Origin of the sequence: Vibrio sp. 1159 (assembly GCF_033340395.1) — a bacterium.
Classification (GTDB): domain Bacteria; phylum Pseudomonadota; class Gammaproteobacteria; order Enterobacterales; family Vibrionaceae; genus Vibrio; species Vibrio alginolyticus.
In genome coordinates this window covers 23357-42172 of sequence record NZ_JAWOWL010000024.1, presented here as the reverse complement: position 1 = coordinate 42172, position 18816 = coordinate 23357, and the positions used below count along the sequence as shown (strand labels likewise).

Sequence of the window (18816 nt, the reverse complement as noted above, 5' to 3'; positions counted from 1 at the left end):
TGAAAAAGGGGAAGCATCACGCTTCCCCTTTGTTTTGTTGGCGTCACTAAATGGTGGATACCAAAATCAAAAAGGTGTTAGTTTCCCCAAATCTGTTCAACAAACTCAGGATGATCAATGAATGGATTACGATTGCCCTGAAAATCAAACACTTGTTGATTGCGGTTTCGTTCTTTTTCACTAACGGGATCATTTTTGTGCCAACGCTTAAGCATGTTTAACATCCAAGGTTCAAAAACCGTTGAACTTGAACCATCAAGGACAGCATCCGCATTGCTTGAATTGCCTTCCCAGTTACCTACAATATTTTCATAGCGGGTTGCCATGTAGAAATAGGCACGAGCAAAATCGCCTTTAAACTCATCGATCGGCTCAAACACCGTACCGGAGTAGCCCAGACTAGTACTTGCTTGGCCAAGTTTAGAGCCATTACTAGACACGTAGGTCGCGGTGCCCACTTCACCAAATGGCCAATTACTGCGCTTCGCGTTTACATAACCATCGGTTGCAAACAAGTGATGACCGTCTGAGTTCATCGGCTCAACCTTACCGCCAAACCAGCTTTTCGGAAAAGAGTGCTCACGGTTGTAGCAATCCCCTTCCGTTTTGTATTGGCCACATTGGTCTGTGACTTTGGTAAAGCTTACTGTATCGCTAGCAGATGGCTTTTCAGAATACATATCGAGAATAGAGCCATCATTTTCGTAATAACGATCAATATCGGCATCTTTTACCAAGGTCCAGACCGCAGAATAGCCTCGGCTGGAGTGATTATTGATAATGTTAAACAACGCTGTTTTTAGAGCGTATCCCGTCTTACCAGATGCCGCTTGATAGTAACCATCAACCACTGGTGGGGTCGTGGTTGAGTCACCTAACGTAAAATCGGTGGTTTCACTTTTCGAGAATTCAGCGCCAGAAGCAAGAGTCTTATCTCCCTCAGTCAGCGTGTACGACCCCGCGCCACTGCCACAACAAATGCCGTCACCATACTCGTCTTGAATCGTGAATTGGTAGTTACCGTCAGCTAAGCACATGCTCTTTTCAATGGTGATTGCTGACTCATATCCCTGACCAGAAAACAGTACTTCAGCTTGGTTGTTTTTTAACGTCCAGCTAGTTTCTGAACCATAATTATCGGTTGTGAGAGTCAAGACCACTTGGTGATCACTACAACTTTCTACAGGAGGTTGTGTACTTGTCTCGGTCGGTTGAAAATTATCGACGTAGACAACTTCTGAGCCATCAAAACTGGCTTCATCGTAAAAACGCAAACCGACGTTGATGGTCTTGTTCGAGCTCGCTGTGTAATTGTGCACGAGCTCTTGCCACTGGTTTATCTGTTGTGGGTTCGAGTAATTGTGATAACCATCAACCACCAGACGTGCTTTTACATTTCCTTCGGTATGATAAACCGAGACAGAAAACGGATAGGTTTTCCCTTGCTCCACATTAATGGTTTGCAAAAAGTCGGTGTTGCTTTGGGTACCTGTATTCACGACGACCTGGGCAGCCAGACCACCCGATTTGATTTGCTCGCTGCTTGGCGACACTGTAATGCCCGCGTCAATCTCTGACCACTGCGTAGGTACATTGCCATTCCACTGTTCAAAGTCACCGTTGATAATTTGGCTATATGCAAACGGAGAGCTAGCAGCAACAAGGAGACAGAGGGAGTTCGTTATGGATTTCATTATACTTTTCCATTAGTTATATAAATCCCAAACACGATAAACATATTAGCGGGGCATAAGTAATCCTTCAGTCACATTTTTACGTTGCACAAGTGTTAATTTACTTTTTAATGTGCAGCTTATCTCACAAATATCCATCTGCTGAAAACAAATGCCAATACAAAAAGCGAAGCAACTTGTTGGCTACATCGTCGTAAAACCATTAAGGGAAAAGTAAAACAGACAGAAAAAAGCCAAGTGTGAGCCTATGGAGGTCAGCAACAACACTTGGCTTGTTTATAAGAAAGCTTGTGGTCAGCTCAACTGGTGAGCATCAATTCTGGATAATTCCTTAAGGTTTTACCGCAAAGAATCGTCCTTGTAGTGGCGACATCAGAATCTGATATTGACCATTACTCGGAGTAATTTTTTCATTCGTGAGCAAATCCACCAACTCACCAGTACCAACACTCTCCTGAGTAAGAGTGACGCTTCTAGCGCTCTCTAAGGTATTTAGCGCAAACAAGACTTTGTCCGAACCAGATTGTTTCAAGTCCACATAACTGCCGTTACTCGCAACTAAATTCGTGCGTGACCCTTGATAAAGTGCAGGATGCGCATCGCGCATTGTCATCAGCGATGTCACATAAGATTTGAGATCGGCTTGGTTTGCATCAAGCGTCGCCGTCACGCCTTCAATTTTCGCACTACTGCGCGCAACGTGATCATCGCACAAACCTTGAATGGCGCAGGTGCTGTTGTCTTCTTTTGCGGCAAAACCATCCACTTGATCCCCGATTTCATCACCGTAGTACAACGTGATTGGCCCGGTGTACGCCGCTTGGAAAGCAAACGCGGCTTTATGGCGTAACCAATATTCTGCATCATTCACATCCGCCAAGTTTCCGCGCTGTAACAAGTCACCAAAGCGCACTAAATCATGGTTGCCGATCATCAAATTCGGCTGCGCATGTGTTGGATATTGGTTGTGTGTGCTGTAGCCGTTGTCTAACCAATCCGCACCGCGACCACCCACGCCGCTCTCATTCACGGCCAAAGTTTCAACGATGCGATATCGCATAGGGAAGTCAAACGCAGAGCACAATGCTGGATCGCTGTTCGATCCATACGCCTCATTCGCGATTTCAGACTCCCCTTTCCAAATCTCTGCCACCATATAGCCCAACGGATTCACTTGTTCGCCTTTGCTATTGGTGTACGTCACACTTTGTGAGGCTTCATCGACGGCTTTACGAAGTTGTGTCCAAGCGTCTGTCGGAACTTGATAGGCTTGATCTAAACGCCAGCCGTCAATCTTCAGTTCTTTGATCCAATACGTTGCCACTTCTTTGTAGAAATCGAGACTGGCCGGGTAATCAACGGGATTGCTCGATCCCGATGGCAACAAACCGGAAGGAGATGGTTTGATCAAACCATCTTTGTGATGACCAAATACACCATCAAAAAACACGTATAAGCCGCGTTTGTGTGCTTCCTCGACCAAGGTTCTCGCCGTTTCTAAATCACCAAAACGTGGATCAATGGTGAAGTAATCCGTTGCAAAGTAGCCCGTGGCATCCAGACGATCGGCCCAGTGTTCTTGGCCCGCTATCGCTTCCGATTCAAAAACTGGCGTCAACCAAATCGCGTTCATCCCTAAATCTTGGATGTAATCGAGTGAATCAATCACTCCTTGCAAATCGCCGTTATGATGGCTGGTGCCATAACCTGTACCGTGACCAATGCTCGCATCACCATCCACAAAACTCTCTACCATGATTTGATAAGTACGAAGTTGGTTACTTTGCGCCATGACATTGGCTTGGCAAGCATAACTGGTATCCGGTAGCGGAGTGCTGCTATTAGTGTCGCCACCACCAGAAGAATTACACGCAGATAAAGCACCAATCACACTTAACGCAAGCAACGATCGAGACAGGCGATGGTTACGTAGGATATTACGCATTTTATTCTCCCTAACTTACTCAAATAAACTACGGAAATTTGAGTAATAAAATTAACCCCGACATGTGTTTCATGCAGGGGTTAATAAATAAAAATAGATTTTAAATAATTGAATGGAATATTATTGGCACTTATTTACCATAATTGAATAAGGTGAGCCATCATCTGTAAATTCTAAACTCCAAAGATATTTACCAGGCTCTTTAATTTCTAGTTTTGTATCTGTACCGTAACCACCGTAAGTCAGTTCATTTAATTGTCCGACCGATAATTTTTTACCTTTGGCAGTAAACTGTGGTTTCCATTGTTCAGCGGCATACTGCATTTTATAATTACCTGAAATTTCATCGGTAATCACTTGATAGACATTGTTCCCCTTATAGGTCAGCTTGCGCTCGGCAGTGTGCTTCCAATCTGCATTTGGGAAACTACCTACAACAAAAATGTCTTTAGACAATGGGCCAGATTCGGCTGAATCCGGCAAACTACAATTTGTCATTATATCAATCTGCGTGCTCGTAAACGCAACCGCATTATTTACTTCACCTTGGGTTGTATTTTCTGATGATGTGGACGAGCAAGCAGACAAGATAGACACAGCAGCTAAAGTACATGCTGTATTTATAATTATTTTTTTCACGTTATATCCTTATTTTTATTAGACCAAGTACTAATTAAATTAGAACATATATATTATGGATCGAAATAAAATAAATTTTAAATAGGAATAATATAATATGTGAAAAAGATAACTAAATGCGTAATAAAAAAGCCGACTATCTTAGCCGGCTTTTTAAAATTATCTATTTACTATTAACTGCTTTTACAAATACTTCTTGCGCACCTTCAATTCCTAACGCTTTTGCTTCATCAAGTAAGCTCAGAGCTTTAGGGATATCATCTGCTTTTACGGCCGCTTTAATTGCGTTGTGGTAGTAAGTTTGTGTTTCAGGCTGTACTGATTCAACCGCCTTAGCCGCAATTGGAGCCGCCGCTGGTTCATTACTTGATGTTCCGATTGAGAAGAAACTCACACGGTCAATCGAGACTTCAATCTTACCTGTATCACTGTTAGGAATTGGAATATCTTTTACTTCTGGTAAGTAGTTACCTCTCCCCTCAGCGTCCAAACGCGCGGGGTGAATCACTTCGGTAAACCCGCCAAGGTCGGCTTTATCTGTATAAATAATAAGATAAACAGAATCTAATCCCGTTGGGGGGAAAAAGTCTTTTTCGGCAGCCAAGCGATTACCAAGATGCAGGCGAGGTTTTTTGTACTCAAATTCAGTTTTATCATAATTTTCGAGCTCTCTACCATTTTTATCGACAATAACTGCTCTTGGTACAAAAGCCGTCTCTTCGATTAGACTGGTGATTTTAATAGCAAACTCACCACGATCTGCTGGAAGCTCAAACACAGCGACACGGCTATCGATATTCTGATACTTCAGAACTTGGCTTTGAGCAGTGATATCAATAATGGCAGAGCTAGGAAGCTTCATTTTTACCGATTGAAGTTCAGAGAGTGTGTCAACTTGTTGCATTTGAGCAACTTGAACTTGTTCGATAACTTCAGTGGATTGGCAGCCAGCAAGCGCTACACATCCACTTAACATGAGGGCACGGAAGTACATACTTTTTCCTTCTAGTTATTTTTCTAAAGGTTTTGGCACTAAAGCATCTTAGAGTGACTTTAATGAAACGTCTAACTTTTCAATAACCCTTAGAAAAATAGCCGACTGATGTCGGCTATTTGACTAGGACAGCTAGATAACTAAGAGTTTATTTGATTACCACCAAGCCTCAGCTTGAACACCAAATACGAACTCTGTATCGTCACCGTTGAACGCATTGTCATTTTCAGTATCTAGCAAGTAAGTTCCGTATACACGTAGTTCTGGACGAGCCCAGAAGCTGTCACCCATAGCCCAAGCTTGAGCAACTGTGAATTTAGCATTACCAAAATCTTCTTTTGCTAGGCCACTATCTGCGATTTTCTCACCAGAGTTGTAACCCGCTTCGAATACTGTGCGCATTGTATCGTTCCACTTGTACATAGGACGAACAACTACAGAATATTGATCAATATCGAAGTTTTTACCTGTGTAAGCGCCAGCAGCTTGACCACCAATGTCGCTACCTGATAGGTAAGCAAGTTGGTGACCCATTTCCCAGTTCTCAGCTAGGTTCATTACACCCCAGTTGATCAAACGGAAGCCTGATGCATCATTAAATGCCTCTGTACCTCGCGCGTAATAAGCACCAGATCCCCAGAAGTTAGCAGCTTGAACACCGTAACCATTTGTACCGTATTGAAATACTGTTTGGTTAAAACCGTTACTCATACCTTGATGGATAATCGCAGACGCCAATACGCCGTCATCCGCTTCTTCTTTTGCATCGTTAGAATCTGTCGCAAAGTTGTAAGCAACAGCCAACTCAAGAGCAGCATTATCCCAAAGGCCGATGTTCGCTAAACGAGCATCAAAGATGTAACCCGTTGAATCTGAAGTTTCACCATCTTGAATCAATGCTAGAGATAGTTTTTGGTTGCCTACTGAGAGGTTTTCGATACCACCACCAGTACCAGAAGTGTTTAGGAAATAGAAATCAGTGATGTGGATATCTTTACGCTGGTAGTAAGTTTTACCAGCCCACATAGTTGCGTCTTTATCAGAAGCAATCAGACCTTTAGCTTTTACAGCAAACTGAGCAACGTTAAAATCAGCATCTTCCCAACCATTCGCACCAGGAGCACCAGAAGCAATCATAGATTCGATACGCCAAGTCTGGTCACCCATTTTCAACTCTTCCGCCAAACCAAACTCAGAGTAGTTATCGTCTTCGTTACCCAGACGACCAATACCAAATTTGTTTACAGCAAGGTCACCATTACCATTACCGCTGATACCAGTACCAGCGCGCATGTAACCGTTAAAATCCACTGCAAACGCAGAACCAGCAGCTAAAGTTGCAGCAACAGCAGCAGCAATTACACTTACTTTTTTCATTCTTAACTCCATTAAGGGTATTTATAATTCTGTCTTCCCTGCTCACTCTTTTAGGTGAATATAGGCAGTAAAAACACACCTAAAGAAAGAGAGGTAAGATGGGAACGAATCCCCGTTTGTTTCAACAGTTGTGAGATTACCCGAGGCGTACAAGGATGACTTCCTCCGCCCTAAACTAATTTAAGGGGGATGAGAAGGGAGTAGAAAATTTACCGAATGGTGTTTTTTCGAGTCAGATCACCAATCTAGGGAGGAATTAGTAAGTTTGTTCGGTTTTGAGCCGCTACAAAGTGATAGCCATTTCATATTTTTGACTCTAAGCCGTCACATAAAGTAATTAAATTACACGAATATTTTTATATTTAGGGTGGTTGACCTTAGTAAGACAAAGTTTTTAACTTATAGTTTCCTAAAGGTAGCAATAAATATTAAATAAAGTATCTCCGATGACACGACTTCTCTCTCGCCCCTACCCCCTGGGCGCAACATTGAATAAAGAAGGCTGTAACTTCTCTATTCATGCTCCAGGCGTAAAAGACATTCAACTGGCATTGTTTGCAGACGATGGCAGCTACGAGCTTCACGGTTTACCGAATGAATACGCTGGCATACGTCATACTTTTATTCCAGATATTAAGCCGGGGCAAAAATACGGTTACCTTGTCTCCCACAAGGACGAGCCACTGTTAATTTCTGATCCGTACGCAAAATCAATAGATAAAGCCCTCCACTATCACCCTCCCTACTCTCCAGCCAAAAGTTTCGATATGCCGAAGTGCGTCGTTATCGAAGATGATTTTGACTGGCAAAACACGGATCACCCGCGTATACCCAGAGAAAAGATGGTATTGTTTGAGACGCACGTCAAAGGGCTTACCCAACGCCACCCAGAGGTTGAGGACAAGCTGAAGGGGCGCTATTTAGGTCTTGCATCACCTGAAATGCTGGCCTTTTACAAACAGCAAAACATCAACACGCTGCAATTGCTACCTGTCGCAGCATGCATGCATGAGCCTCATCTACTAGAGATGGAAAAGGTCAATTATTGGGGATACAACCCTTATCTCTTTATGGTGCCCGATCCGCGCTACGCAGAACAAGACGCCGTTACGGAATTAAAAACAACAATTCGCGAATTGCATAAAAACGGCATTGAGGTGATTCTCGACGTGGTTTACAACCACACTGCTGAAGGTGGTGAAGGGCCTACAATTTTCAACCTGAAAGCCCTCGACTCCTGTTTTTACATCAAACATGGCAACCACTTCGCCAATTACACTGGCTGCGGAAATACAGTGGATCTCACCTACCAACCAGCCTTAAACCTTGTGATGGATACATTGCGCTACTGGGTTAGCGAATTTAAAGTCGATGGCTTCCGTTTTGACTTGGCTGCAACGTTAGGTCGACAGGGCGATGATTACAACCCAGAAGCCGCTTTCTTTAAAGCCGTTGCGCAAGACCCAATTTTGCGTGAAACCAAATTGATTGCCGAACCTTGGGATATTGGTCCAAATGGCTACCAAGTGGGTAACTTTCCATTTGGTTGGAACGAATGTAATGACAAACTGCGTGATATTTCCCGCAGTTTTTGGCGCGGTGATCAAGGCTATTTAAAAGAGTTTGCCACTCGATTAATGGGCTCTCGTGACATTTATAGTGCAGCGAACTGGCCATACAAACTCACCGTAAATTACATCACGTATCACGATGGCTTCACACTGCAAGATTTAGTGTCTTACAAGCACAAACATAACGAAGCCAATGGCGAAGAAAATCGCGACGGTCACGGTGACAATCGTTCAGAAAACTACGGTGTTGAGGGCGAGACGGAAAATCTGATGATCATCGCCACGCGTGAGAAGCAAAAACGCAACCTTATTGCTAGCTTGCTGTTTGCCTTCGGTATCCCACACATTCTCACTGCTGATGTTCTGTCTCACACCCAAGGCGGTAACAATAATGCCTATTGCCAAGATAACGAAACCAGTTGGCTGAACTGGGAAGAGACAGAACGTAAGCAACATTTCAAAGCATGGATGTCACAAATGGTCGCCAACCGAAATCAATACATGGTGCCATTTATCCGAGCTTTCAGTGGCGAGAATCGCAATAACAACCGTATTTTCTGGCGCCGTACAGACGGTCGCTTAATGGAGCACGATGATTGGAACCGTTTAAGCTCTGTCGCACTTCACCTTGGTATCGGTAAAGAAGGACAAGAGCTGGTCTACCTCATCAACCAAACTAACGCCACAGCTCGCTTTAAGCTCCCCAATGAGCGAAAGCAAGAGTGGGTGACGATCTGTGATACAAACGTACGTAACCTCAACCCAGGACATGCTGAAGGCGAAGTCTTGCTGTCACCCACCTCGATGGTGATTTTGCACTATCAACCAAACCAAAGCACACCAAAAGTTGAGCAAACGCATAGCTAAATTATAAACGTTCCAAAAAAGGAAAGCCGATGCATCTCAGTGCTTCGGCTTTTTTGTTGGTTAGATGTGCCTAACTCATTATTCGCAAGGCGCCGCTAGGTGAATAAACTTGTGTCAATAACACTACTATAGATTTGAGAACAAAAAAGAGACACTCTACAGTGTCTCTGTCTTCCCCATCAGTAATGTGATTTCCTCTCCTTTCTCAACCCAACCAGCCAAAATAAAAAATGTTCCTTCCTCATTCTTCGTCAGTCCTTATTTTTCATTTTTCAGCGCCATAATTTTATTAACTTTTTTGCATTATGTTTTTTCAATGATAAAACTTTAATTAAGAGATTTTAAAAAAGTGCGATAAGCCAACTACCAACGAGTACAATATAGCACTTTTCAAACTTCGTTTGAGAAAGTGATATATCGTGTTGGTAAACTTTGAAAAAGTTTAATCAAAAAATGGTGAACAAGTTCACCCAAGCTGGAGAAAAAAATAATATGACAGAATCATCCAAACGAGTTGCAAGATTATATCATAGTTCTATTTCCGAATTAGGTCATTCAGACGGAATTAGAAATGCAAGTGACAAACATAACCTCAGAGCAGATCCAGATAATAAAAACGTGATCCACTCCAAAACAAAAAACAATCTACTGGTCATCGATGGCGAACGAGCCGATCCAATGAACGGAGAAACGAACTACAAGCTTGTTAAATCAATCTGTGATGCACTGAAAAGGGATTTTGTAGATACGGCCAACCAGAACGACCAGAACGTTTCTCTATCCAACCAGAGAAAAGCGGAGCTGATCCAAGACAGAACATTGCTAAAATCAAAGATTAAGAAATGGTCAGAAAATCCAAAGGCAGAGCAAAACGAGCGTGAATTTTGGCAAAACATTCACGAAAGATTAGGCAGTGAAGCGTTAAACGGTGAAGATTTAGCAAATGAATTACAATCATTTGGTAAGTCAGTTAAACGTTTTAATGACAAAAAAAGAGCGTTAACAGGCGGAAGTTACAAAGGAAAAGCTGTTCAATCAATAGATAATTTGAATGATTTGGTAGGGACAACAAGCAGAAATATTAATTTATCAGTAATTACAAAAGAGCTTGTTTTTAAAATACCAGACCAATGGAATGCTAATATTAAACCAGAGCATTTTTTGAAAGTTGCTGAATTTGTAAAAAAGCAGTTATATCCAGATTTTGATTTGATATATTCTACGGTGCATACCGATGAATTATCAAATCATGTTCATTGCCGTTTAAGTGGCAAAAACAAAAAAACAGGTGCTTTTGACATTCAAAATCAATTGCTGAATAGAATTAGAGATAATGACCACCACAATCTTTTACCAAAAAATAAACGATATTCCGAACTCTCAAAGGAAGAGGTTAAAACATTTGGTGAATTATATCAGACAAAAGTTTTTAATATTTTTCACGATTGCCTTGAAAAATTAGAATATGATTTTACTGTTGAAAAAAGAAGTCCAGAAGAAAAACAAGATGATTCTAAAAAGTTTTTGGACAAAAAGAGAAAATCATCAGATCGTGAATATAACTTACAAAATAAACTTGCATTAGAGAATGAAAAAGCGCAAGGGAATTTTGAAGAAACAAATAAAATGGTTAATGCTAATTTTGAAGTTATTAAAGAGCAGAAAGTTGATATTGATGCTAATAATAAAACAATAGATAGTCAAAAAAGTTTTCTTGATAGATTGAGCGAAGGAATTAAAACCAGAAAAGATGAGATTATTAAATATTTTTCAAATCTTTATCAATATGCAAAAACAAATGACATTAAAGCCAGAAATGAAGCGGTTGATTATCATAATGACATTGAACAACAAGATGAAGATATATCTAAATTGATTAGTGAAAGCGTTAATAACGAATTAACTGCAGAAAAACAAATTGATTATCACGAAACTAAAAAATCACGTAGAAACAATAAAATGAGACGCTGAACGAATAAAGATAAGGAGCGATAGCGAGGCGGTAGTAATACACTAATGTTGCGATTTGACAATTAAAATATACATGATAGCTTTATTATTAGAAGTAAAAAGGGCTTCGAAATAAACTAAGCCCTTAATAAGATTGTTGAATGTTTGGACACGCTCGATAATCTCATTTATTGTTTTACCACGTCTCTCAAAACTTGCAAGACATAAGAGTAAAAAAATGAGATTATTTATAAATCTGGCCAGCATAATTCAACAAGAGTTATGCTTTTTTTGTTTTAACTCTTGTAAAAATCAGCAATACGGTTCATTTTGGAAATAAAGATGTTTTGGGATGAGCTGCTTCAGTCTATAACAAGGATTACCGTCAATAGACAACCTACGAGGACACTCGTTTTAATTAGAATAAAGCAACAGGCGAGAGGTGTACTACCCAGATGCTCGACTTTAAAAGTAGTCATAAACAGGGTTAATTAAAACAATATGAGTGGTTGGAAAGGGTGCGGTGGCAGACAAAGCTAAGTCTGAATAGTTTCCAATGTCTTAACGTTTAGCAAATGATTAAGACCTGCGAAGGGTTCCCATGAGTTACCTGAAGCTGCAATCCGATATATGCAAATCACTACTAAAAGTATAGTTTTTTTTAGTGAAATGCATAGGGACTCGGTTTGCTGCATCGGGTCCCCAATAGAATGCTAACGCATTCCCTTAAATATAAATCTTAAGATATTTTCTCATAATACTGTAGTTCAATTATATTATAGAAAAAATCACTTACACAGATGCTTGTTATCAATTTTGGTCCGTTCGAACCTTTTTTTGTTATCTATATTGATAACTTATTTTTTGTGTTATATTATTCTCATAGACAAAGGAGAAAATATGCAAAATCAAAATATACAAATAGAAGATTTATTAGGAATGATGGAAGAGTTTTTTATGTGTGATCTTTCAAAAAGTGATTTATTTGTTTATTACACATTGTTAAAACAAAAAGAAGAATACAGCAATAGCGTATCTTTCACCAAATATTCAGATATTGAGCATCTATTTAACGGAATGAATAAAACAAATTTTTCACGATGCTTAAAAAAACTCAAAGAAGCGAAGTTTGTTGATTTCGAAAGGAAGACAAAAGAAACTAATAAGACGAAAATAACATTCTTGCCATTAGCTCCCTTTTAAGTTGTCATTTTTGATAACTTAATTTAAGGAAATAAAGACAATAATATATGTTACATTGTTTTCTAACACCGTCCTACAAGGTTTTCGAAGGTTCTTGCGGGACAGGTGCGGGGATTTTTAAAAAGACAACTAATTAAAGTTGTCAATTTTGATAACTTTTTTCAATCGAGGTATTCAAAAAAGAATTAAACTCAGATATTAGCTCTTTATTTTTATTATCCATAATAAACTTACTCATCAATAGACTTATTTTCCTTATTATTTTATTTAGTTCCTCATTTTCCTCATCAATACCATTGATAAAATCAATTGCATTACCAAACATTTTCCAAATCATTTCATCAATAGCCTCTATTTCTTCACCATTTAGCCTTATTAGCTTGTCTTTTTCATTAGGCAAGGAACAGCCCCCAAAATTATAACGCTCGTCTAAAACAAGCACATGGACGCTCTTGTTATTCATTTTAAACGCTATACAAGGAAATAAACCAATTGAATACAGGTAAGCACTATCTATTTTTTTCGTAGATAGCTATTAAACATGGATCTATTTGAGAATTTTTTGAGTAGATCGCTTTCTAAAACAGCGTCATGATACAGATCTTCATATGTATAATCAGGCTTTATAGATAGTAATTTATCTTCAATTTCAGCTATTTGATAACTATATTGTTCTACATCATTTGTTAATTCTTCGATTTTTTCCAGTATGATAGGTGCAGTAAAGTTTTTTTCAAGCAGCACAGAAAGCTTTTTATTTGCTTGTTCTTTCTTTTCTTTTATGATTTCTAATTGTTGTTCTAAATCACTTGGTTTTTCAGGTTTTGGAAGGAAACCGTTAGCGGTAGATAAATGAATTAACATATGCTCTAACGGCAAATAACGATAGTGCTTTGAGTGATTACAGTCACCGCCACGCTTTGCATTACTACAAGTCAAATACAGCGTAGAGGCTTGTTTAGCGGCTTTGTTGACATATTCAACAGGCGAATCACAATGACCACAACGTAAAAAACCACGAAAAATATTTGAAAAAGAATCCGCTTTTACTTTTCCCGCTCCGATCTTTCGTGATTTTAGTGAAATTTGCGCATTAACAAACGTCTTTTCGTCAATGACTTGTGGAAAATAGTCTTTGATCGGCTCTCCAACAGGCTCACGCTTGGCGTGATGCCCTTTATAAAGTTGGTGTTCACCTAACAACCTTCGATCAGACAGCAACCTTTTCACGGTTGATCTAACCCAAAACTCCTTTTTTGTAGATGGTGGGGGATATTTCTCAATATTATTGTTTAAAGAGCGAACTATTTGAGTTGCCCCAAGTCCGTTTATGCACATATCAAACATATCTACGATGATTTGTGCTCGGTCTTCTTTGACGTAAAACTCGGTTTTATCGTCAGATCGCACCAACCAATGAGGATAACAACCACTCATCTTAATTTTATGTGCGTTTTTTCGTTGGTTAGCCCAAGATTCTTTTAATCTTTTTTGCTTCGTGAGGCTTTCTTCGTGCGCTCTCGACATAATGATAAGGCTTGTCATTATGTCTAATAGTTGGTTTTCACTATCTCGCCCGTCATTGTTCGAATAGTGTTTCTTGTCTTGTAAGGTGTAAATATCAACGTATTCGAGAAGACTCAGAAATTGTCGCATAGCGACATTAATCGCTTGTCGAGAAAGCCGATCAAGGTTTTCGACTACAAGCAAGCTCCCTTTCTTAACCTTTCCCGTTTCACAATCATTGATAAATTGCTTTAAATGCTCTTGGTCGCCCTTGAATCCACTTACACCAAGTTCTTTGTAAATGGATAGCTCAGTATCAAGCTCGTAGCCATTGGCATCACAATAGGCTTGTGTAGCCGCCAGTTGGCGGCGATAGCTATCACCGCTTGCTTGTTGAGGGGAAGAGTAACGTATGTATGAGTATGCTTTTTTCATATCACTACCATAAAATCCATTTGAGTAGTGATATTAACATATGTTTATCAAAGCTAACCCACCCTGTGACGTCTCGCGGTATTTCTTGTTCATGTCCTTGCCCGTTTGGTACATGGTTTCAATCACCTTATCCAACGAGATCAAACATTTACTATTACGCTTTAGTGCCATGCGAGATGCATTGATCGCTTTCATTGCACCCATTGCATTACGCTCAATACACGGTACTTGCACTAAGCCACCAATTGGGTCACAAGTCATGCCTAGTGAGTGCTCCATGGCGATCTCGGCCGCAATACAAATTTGCTCATTACTACCACCACGCAGCGCGGTCAAGCCAGCTGCCGCCATAGAAGAAGAAACACCGACTTCGCCCTGACAACCCACTTCGGCACCCGAGATAGACGCATTGGTTTTGTACAAGATGCCAATCGCACCAGATACAGCAAGGAAGTCTTTAAGCTGTTTAGTATCAAGCTCTTTGATGAAGCGATGATAGTACATCAATACCGCAGGAATCACACCCGCCGCACCATTAGTTGGCGACGTTACGACTTGTCCACCAGCAGCGTTTTCTTCACTCACAGCAAAAGCAAACAGGTTAATCCAATCCATGATTTCCATCGGATCGTTTTCGATTGCTTCATTTGCTTCAAGCTTCTTCAGCAAGTTAGGCGCACGGCGGGTCACGTTCAAGCCGCCATCCAAGATACCTTCTGTTTCGAAACCACGCTCCATGCAACGCGTCATCACACGCCAGATCTGTTCTGCGCGTTGATTGATGGCTTCCATATCCTGAAACGCTTGTTCGTTTTTCAGAATCATGCCGCCAAGGCTCATGCCGTTATTCTCTGCCTGCGCCAACATTTCGTCCGCACTGGAGAATGGGAACTCAACTTCTACGGGAGCAGTCGCACTGCCATTTTGCAGTTCATCCGCCGTTGCAATGAACCCACCACCGATAGAGTAGTAAGTTTCAAACCCAACCTGATAGCCGTGCGCATCTAACGCAGTAATCGTCATGCCATTCTCATGCAGAGGAAGGTTCTCTTCATGGAACAACATGTCCGTTTTGTAGTTGAATTCGATTTCATGACGGCCATCGACAGACATCATGCCCTCTTCAATCGCCTTGCGCATCGCTTTATTCGCAGAAGCGATTTTGATGGTATCTGGTTTGTTACCCAACAGACCCAAAATCGTTGCACGGTCAGTATGGTGACCAATCCCTGTTAACGAGAGTGAGCCGTATAAATCGACTTGAATACGAACCACTTTTGCCAAGTTCGATTCAATCAAACGAGTGAAGTGGTAACCCGCGATCATTGGACCATTGGTGTGAGAGCTAGAAGGACCCACACCAATCTTGTAAATATCAAAGATGGACAGCATAAACTTACCTATTACGACAATGCAGCATAAAGCCAATCAGGGAGAACCATACAAGCAGCGATGGTCGCCACGGCGAACACCAACAGCCCGTAATGGCTTGCGGTTGGCTTTGCAAAAAGATGTTTTTGATTATTGATAAAAATTTGTTGCTCGGCAGTCACAGCGCCCCAACGACGGCTCACTAACACACCAAACAAAAGGAAGACGAACGTACCAATTGGCGCGAACCACGGCCAAGCCACGTCGAGATACATTGCAGTAAACACCGCAATCACACTCATGATACTGCCAACGATCACGCCTTTCTCATTGGCTTTTGCCCAGAATAAGCCAAGCACGAATGACCCAAGACGGATACCAACAAAGATGGAAGTCAGGCTAGCTATGGTTTTGAGTACCGATTCATTCGATACCGCCAGAAGAGCTGGCACTACCACCATAGCCGCAGCGAGCAAACTCATCTTTCTTGCGACTTTTTCGTAGTGCTCATCATCGGCACTTTTGCGAACGAAACGCTTGTAGATATCGAACGTTGCGACGGTCGCCATTGAGTTGTAGGTCGAGTCCAGCGTCGACATTGCGGCCGCCGCCAATGCGGAAATGATCAAACCAACCACAATAGGGTTAGTGTGGTTGAATACAAAATCCAAAATCACTTCATTGCTGTTTTCAAACGATTGCTCTTGATAGAAAACACTCAAAAGAACACCGAGTACCGCGAAGAACAAGTACACGAAAAACGCACCGTAACCACACAACAGCATCGACTTCTGCGCCGTCTTTTCACATCTCGTCGCTAACGTGCGTTGGATGATCAATTGGTTGGTGCCGTACACACTCAAATGCAAAAAGCTCACGGCAACCACGCCAGCCCAGAGTGTGGTATCTACGCCTAAATCAAAGTCTAAATTGATGATATTCAGGTGATCACGAGAAAGGTAATCTGCCGCATTAATCTCTGTCATTAGAATGGCAAAGATAGCGATGCTGCCTGCTACTAATACTGCAGATTGCAACATATCGGTCCAGATAACCGTGGAAATCCCGCCCGCATAGGTATAGCAAGCGGTGAAAATACTAATGTAGATAATGGCTTCAGAAATACTGATAGGCAGAACTTGCACTAAGATCAGCGCCACGGCATACAAAATCACACCCGCAGAGATACATTGAACCACAATGAACACAATCGAGTTGATGGTTCTTGCGTACACCCCAAAGCGGTGCTCAAGGTATTCATAAATCGAAGTCAGACCCAGCTTATAAAAGACAGGCACAAAGAAAATAACAGTGAAAAAGATAACGATGGGATAGTTAAGGTGAATACTCATCGCTTCCATGCCAGAGCTATAAACCCAACCAGGCATCCCTACAAACGTCATCGCACTAATGTAAGTCGCAAGTATCGAAACACCTGCCGTAAACCAGCCAAATTGCTTTCCACCCGTAGAAAAGTCGCCACCATTGCTGTAGCGCTTATTCACTAAATAGCTGATTAATATGGTGATTAACACGTATAACGCAATCACCACAAAACTTGAGTACGTAACCATTTCAGGGTTTCCATAATTCTGGGTGCTAATTATTTGTGCTTGGATATTACTTTAAAAAAGCATATCTAAACGATAATCCCACCATAAATGTGACTATAATCACCAATATAGACGGTTATATATTCAAAAATGCCAAAAATACCGATTTAATGAGACTCCCATCACTAAAAACCACTAATTGGGTACGCATTCATTTTAAAATTGATATTGATCACGGATCTAATGACCTTAAAAAAACTATGATTCACCACGACACGAAATCGAAGATGATCCCAATAAGATCGTGTTCTTTAAGTTTGAATAGCAACAAATCCTAAGTGAAATAGAGGTTTATCGGTCATGAATGCCAAAAGACACATGAGCGAAGTTCCTATGATTCAAAGGGTAGCTGCCTATCTAGCGATACTGGTTGGTTACTTTTTCTATTGTTATAACTTTGTAATTATTGACTACGTACGCCCATACATCGTTGAAGCGTATGATGGTATTAGCCTGTCAGACACTGCCCAGTTCTATACATGGCAGTCGGTTGGTGCACTTATCGGTGCATTGAGCTGTGCTTGGTTCGCAACAAAATTTGGTAAGAAATCCACTCTTATTACCATCACAGCCCTAAACGGTGGCGCAACGATCATCAATATGATGTTCACCGACTACACAACATGGGCAGCAATGCGTTTCATCATTGGTTTGTCACTGGGTGGTTACTTCACCGTGGCAGTAAGCCTAATGATCGGCCTATTTACGCCAACGGTACGTGGTAAGTTGACGGCATTCGCGTCTTCTATGTTCTCTGTAGCACTGATGGTAATGGGTGCGTATGCAGCATTTATTGCAAGCATTGATGCACCATGGGAAAGCCTAATGCTTGTAGGTGGTATCCCACCATTGGCAGCCGCTGTGGTCATGATCTTTGTACTACCTAGCGACAGCAAAGTGATCGCTTACGGTGAAGAAGAGCAAGCAAAAGTAGAAGAATCAAATGCACCAGCGAAAAGAGGCTCTTGGGGCGAAATGCTAAGTAAGCCTTACCGTAAGATCACATTAACGTGTCTATTACTGGCTGGCCTTAACTTCTACGGTTTCCAATTCTTTGGTGGCTTCGTAACCACTTACCTACGTGATGTACGTATGTTCGACGGTGCAACCATCGGTCTCATCTTCTCTATCTCAGCATTTGGTTCACTGTTTGGTGCGTGGTTCTGGGGTTGGGTAGCTGACAAATTCGGTCGTAAGGTGAACGCGTTTGGCTTCATCCTAGCGGGCATCATGGTTTCAATCTTCTTTGTTGCACCTGGCGACATGGTGATTGGCGGCCTAAACATGCTGGCTCTACTTGGTCTGATTTACAACTTCGGTCTGTCTTCTTCTGCGGTATGGGGTGGTTACTTCTCAGAACTGTTCCCAGCACACCTACGTAGCTACGGCGCGGCGCTATTCCACGGCGGTCGTATCCTCGGTATGTGGGCACCAATGGTACTTATCTTCATCCAAGAGCGTACCGACCTACAAACCGCAATGTGGGGTTCACCAATCGTATGGATCCTTGCTGGTCTTCTATGGCTATCACTGCCAGAGACACTAAAAGGCGGCGTGTTCGATAAGAGCAAAAAAGCCGAAGCAGCAAAAGCGTAACTGAATTTCAAAAACTCCGGCTGGCTCCCCGGCCGGATGAAAAAACTTAATTTCG

At 41.4% G+C, this 18816-nt stretch carries 13 protein-coding genes; 4 read left to right on the top strand and 9 right to left on the bottom strand.

What is annotated here, in order from left to right; genetic code table 11:
* Nucleotides 1–77: 77 nt before the first annotated feature.
* From R7127_RS17690 to lamB, 5 genes are all read right to left on the bottom strand, one after another.
* The gene (locus tag R7127_RS17690; protein ID WP_172563946.1) at nucleotides 78–1694 is read right to left on the bottom strand and encodes an endonuclease; all 1617 of its coding nucleotides are present in this window, start codon (nucleotides 1692–1694) and stop codon (nucleotides 78–80) included.
* Between the two features lie 331 nt (nucleotides 1695–2025).
* Nucleotides 2026–3639 carry an alpha-amylase family glycosyl hydrolase gene (locus R7127_RS17685; RefSeq protein WP_047102415.1) on the bottom strand — a complete coding sequence of 538 codons (1614 nt, stop codon included), beginning with the start codon at nucleotides 3637–3639 and terminating at the stop codon, nucleotides 2026–2028.
* A gap of 120 nt (nucleotides 3640–3759) precedes the next feature.
* Nucleotides 3760–4278 (bottom strand): glycosidase, encoded by a 519-nt coding sequence (locus R7127_RS17680; protein ID WP_225452420.1) that lies wholly within the window; start codon nucleotides 4276–4278, stop codon nucleotides 3760–3762.
* Between the two features lie 163 nt (nucleotides 4279–4441).
* Nucleotides 4442–5272: a MalM family protein gene (locus R7127_RS17675; RefSeq protein WP_053307972.1), complete on the bottom strand. Its 831-nt coding sequence runs from the start codon at nucleotides 5270–5272 to the stop codon at nucleotides 4442–4444.
* A 156-nt stretch (nucleotides 5273–5428) separates the two neighbouring features.
* On the bottom strand, nucleotides 5429–6649 hold the full coding sequence (lamB, locus tag R7127_RS17670; protein WP_053307973.1) for a maltoporin LamB: 1221 nt from the start codon (nucleotides 6647–6649) through the stop codon (nucleotides 5429–5431).
* Between the two features lie 446 nt (nucleotides 6650–7095).
* Between lamB and glgX the strand changes: the two genes are divergently transcribed.
* The 3 genes from glgX (at nucleotide 7096) to R7127_RS17655 (ending at nucleotide 12240) form a co-directional block, all read left to right on the top strand.
* Complete coding sequence (gene glgX / locus R7127_RS17665) at nucleotides 7096–9087, top strand: glycogen debranching protein GlgX (protein WP_318142079.1); 1992 nt, start codon at nucleotides 7096–7098, stop codon at nucleotides 9085–9087.
* Nucleotides 9088–9519: 432 nt separating this feature from the next.
* Nucleotides 9520–11058 (top strand): hypothetical protein, encoded by a 1539-nt coding sequence (locus tag R7127_RS17660; protein WP_318142080.1) that lies wholly within the window; start codon nucleotides 9520–9522, stop codon nucleotides 11056–11058.
* A gap of 879 nt (nucleotides 11059–11937) precedes the next feature.
* The gene (locus tag R7127_RS17655) at nucleotides 11938–12240 is read left to right on the top strand and encodes a hypothetical protein (RefSeq protein ID WP_282175365.1); all 303 of its coding nucleotides are present in this window, start codon (nucleotides 11938–11940) and stop codon (nucleotides 12238–12240) included.
* Nucleotides 12241–12382: 142 nt separating this feature from the next.
* On the opposite strand, the gene R7127_RS17650 is transcribed toward R7127_RS17655, so the two are convergent.
* Genes R7127_RS17650 through R7127_RS17635 form a run of 4 tightly spaced genes read right to left on the bottom strand, consistent with a single transcriptional unit; the run spans nucleotide 12383 to nucleotide 17126 of the window.
* On the bottom strand, nucleotides 12383–12703 hold the full coding sequence (locus tag R7127_RS17650; protein WP_318142081.1) for a hypothetical protein: 321 nt from the start codon (nucleotides 12701–12703) through the stop codon (nucleotides 12383–12385).
* A gap of 50 nt (nucleotides 12704–12753) precedes the next feature.
* On the bottom strand, nucleotides 12754–14181 hold the full coding sequence (locus tag R7127_RS17645) for a recombinase family protein (RefSeq protein ID WP_318142082.1): 1428 nt from the start codon (nucleotides 14179–14181) through the stop codon (nucleotides 12754–12756).
* A 33-nt stretch (nucleotides 14182–14214) separates the two neighbouring features.
* On the bottom strand, nucleotides 14215–15573 hold the full coding sequence (locus R7127_RS17640) for an L-serine ammonia-lyase (protein ID WP_318142083.1): 1359 nt from the start codon (nucleotides 15571–15573) through the stop codon (nucleotides 14215–14217).
* 11 nt (nucleotides 15574–15584) lie between these two features.
* Complete coding sequence (locus R7127_RS17635; protein WP_104980220.1) at nucleotides 15585–17126, bottom strand: sodium:solute symporter; 1542 nt, start codon at nucleotides 17124–17126, stop codon at nucleotides 15585–15587.
* A gap of 339 nt (nucleotides 17127–17465) precedes the next feature.
* Here R7127_RS17635 and R7127_RS17630 point away from each other — a divergent pair, with 339 nt between their 5' ends.
* Nucleotides 17466–18761 (top strand): MFS transporter, encoded by a 1296-nt coding sequence (locus R7127_RS17630; RefSeq protein ID WP_149191701.1) that lies wholly within the window; start codon nucleotides 17466–17468, stop codon nucleotides 18759–18761.
* The last annotated feature ends 55 nt before the right edge of the window (nucleotides 18762–18816 follow it).

What these genes read in the sequence shown, in the direction of transcription:
- R7127_RS17690 (WP_172563946.1), bottom strand. Translation starts at nt 1,694, where the DNA reads ATGAAATCCATAACGAACTCCCTCTGTCTCCTTGTTGCTGCTAGCTCT.
- R7127_RS17685 (WP_047102415.1), bottom strand. Translation starts at nt 3,639, where the DNA reads ATGCGTAATATCCTACGTAACCATCGCCTGTCTCGATCGTTGCTTGCG.
- R7127_RS17675 (WP_053307972.1), bottom strand. Translation starts at nt 5,272, where the DNA reads ATGTACTTCCGTGCCCTCATGTTAAGTGGATGTGTAGCGCTTGCTGGC.
- lamB (WP_053307973.1), bottom strand. Translation starts at nt 6,649, where the DNA reads ATGAAAAAAGTAAGTGTAATTGCTGCTGCTGTTGCTGCAACTTTAGCT.
- glgX (WP_318142079.1), top strand. Translation starts at nt 7,096, where the DNA reads ATGACACGACTTCTCTCTCGCCCCTACCCCCTGGGCGCAACATTGAAT.
- R7127_RS17655 (WP_282175365.1), top strand. Translation starts at nt 11,938, where the DNA reads ATGCAAAATCAAAATATACAAATAGAAGATTTATTAGGAATGATGGAA.
- R7127_RS17650 (WP_318142081.1), bottom strand. Translation starts at nt 12,703, where the DNA reads ATGAATAACAAGAGCGTCCATGTGCTTGTTTTAGACGAGCGTTATAAT.
- R7127_RS17645 (WP_318142082.1), bottom strand. Translation starts at nt 14,181, where the DNA reads ATGAAAAAAGCATACTCATACATACGTTACTCTTCCCCTCAACAAGCA.
- R7127_RS17640 (WP_318142083.1), bottom strand. Translation starts at nt 15,573, where the DNA reads ATGCTGTCCATCTTTGATATTTACAAGATTGGTGTGGGTCCTTCTAGC.
- R7127_RS17635 (WP_104980220.1), bottom strand. Translation starts at nt 17,126, where the DNA reads ATGGTTACGTACTCAAGTTTTGTGGTGATTGCGTTATACGTGTTAATC.
- R7127_RS17630 (WP_149191701.1), top strand. Translation starts at nt 17,466, where the DNA reads ATGAATGCCAAAAGACACATGAGCGAAGTTCCTATGATTCAAAGGGTA.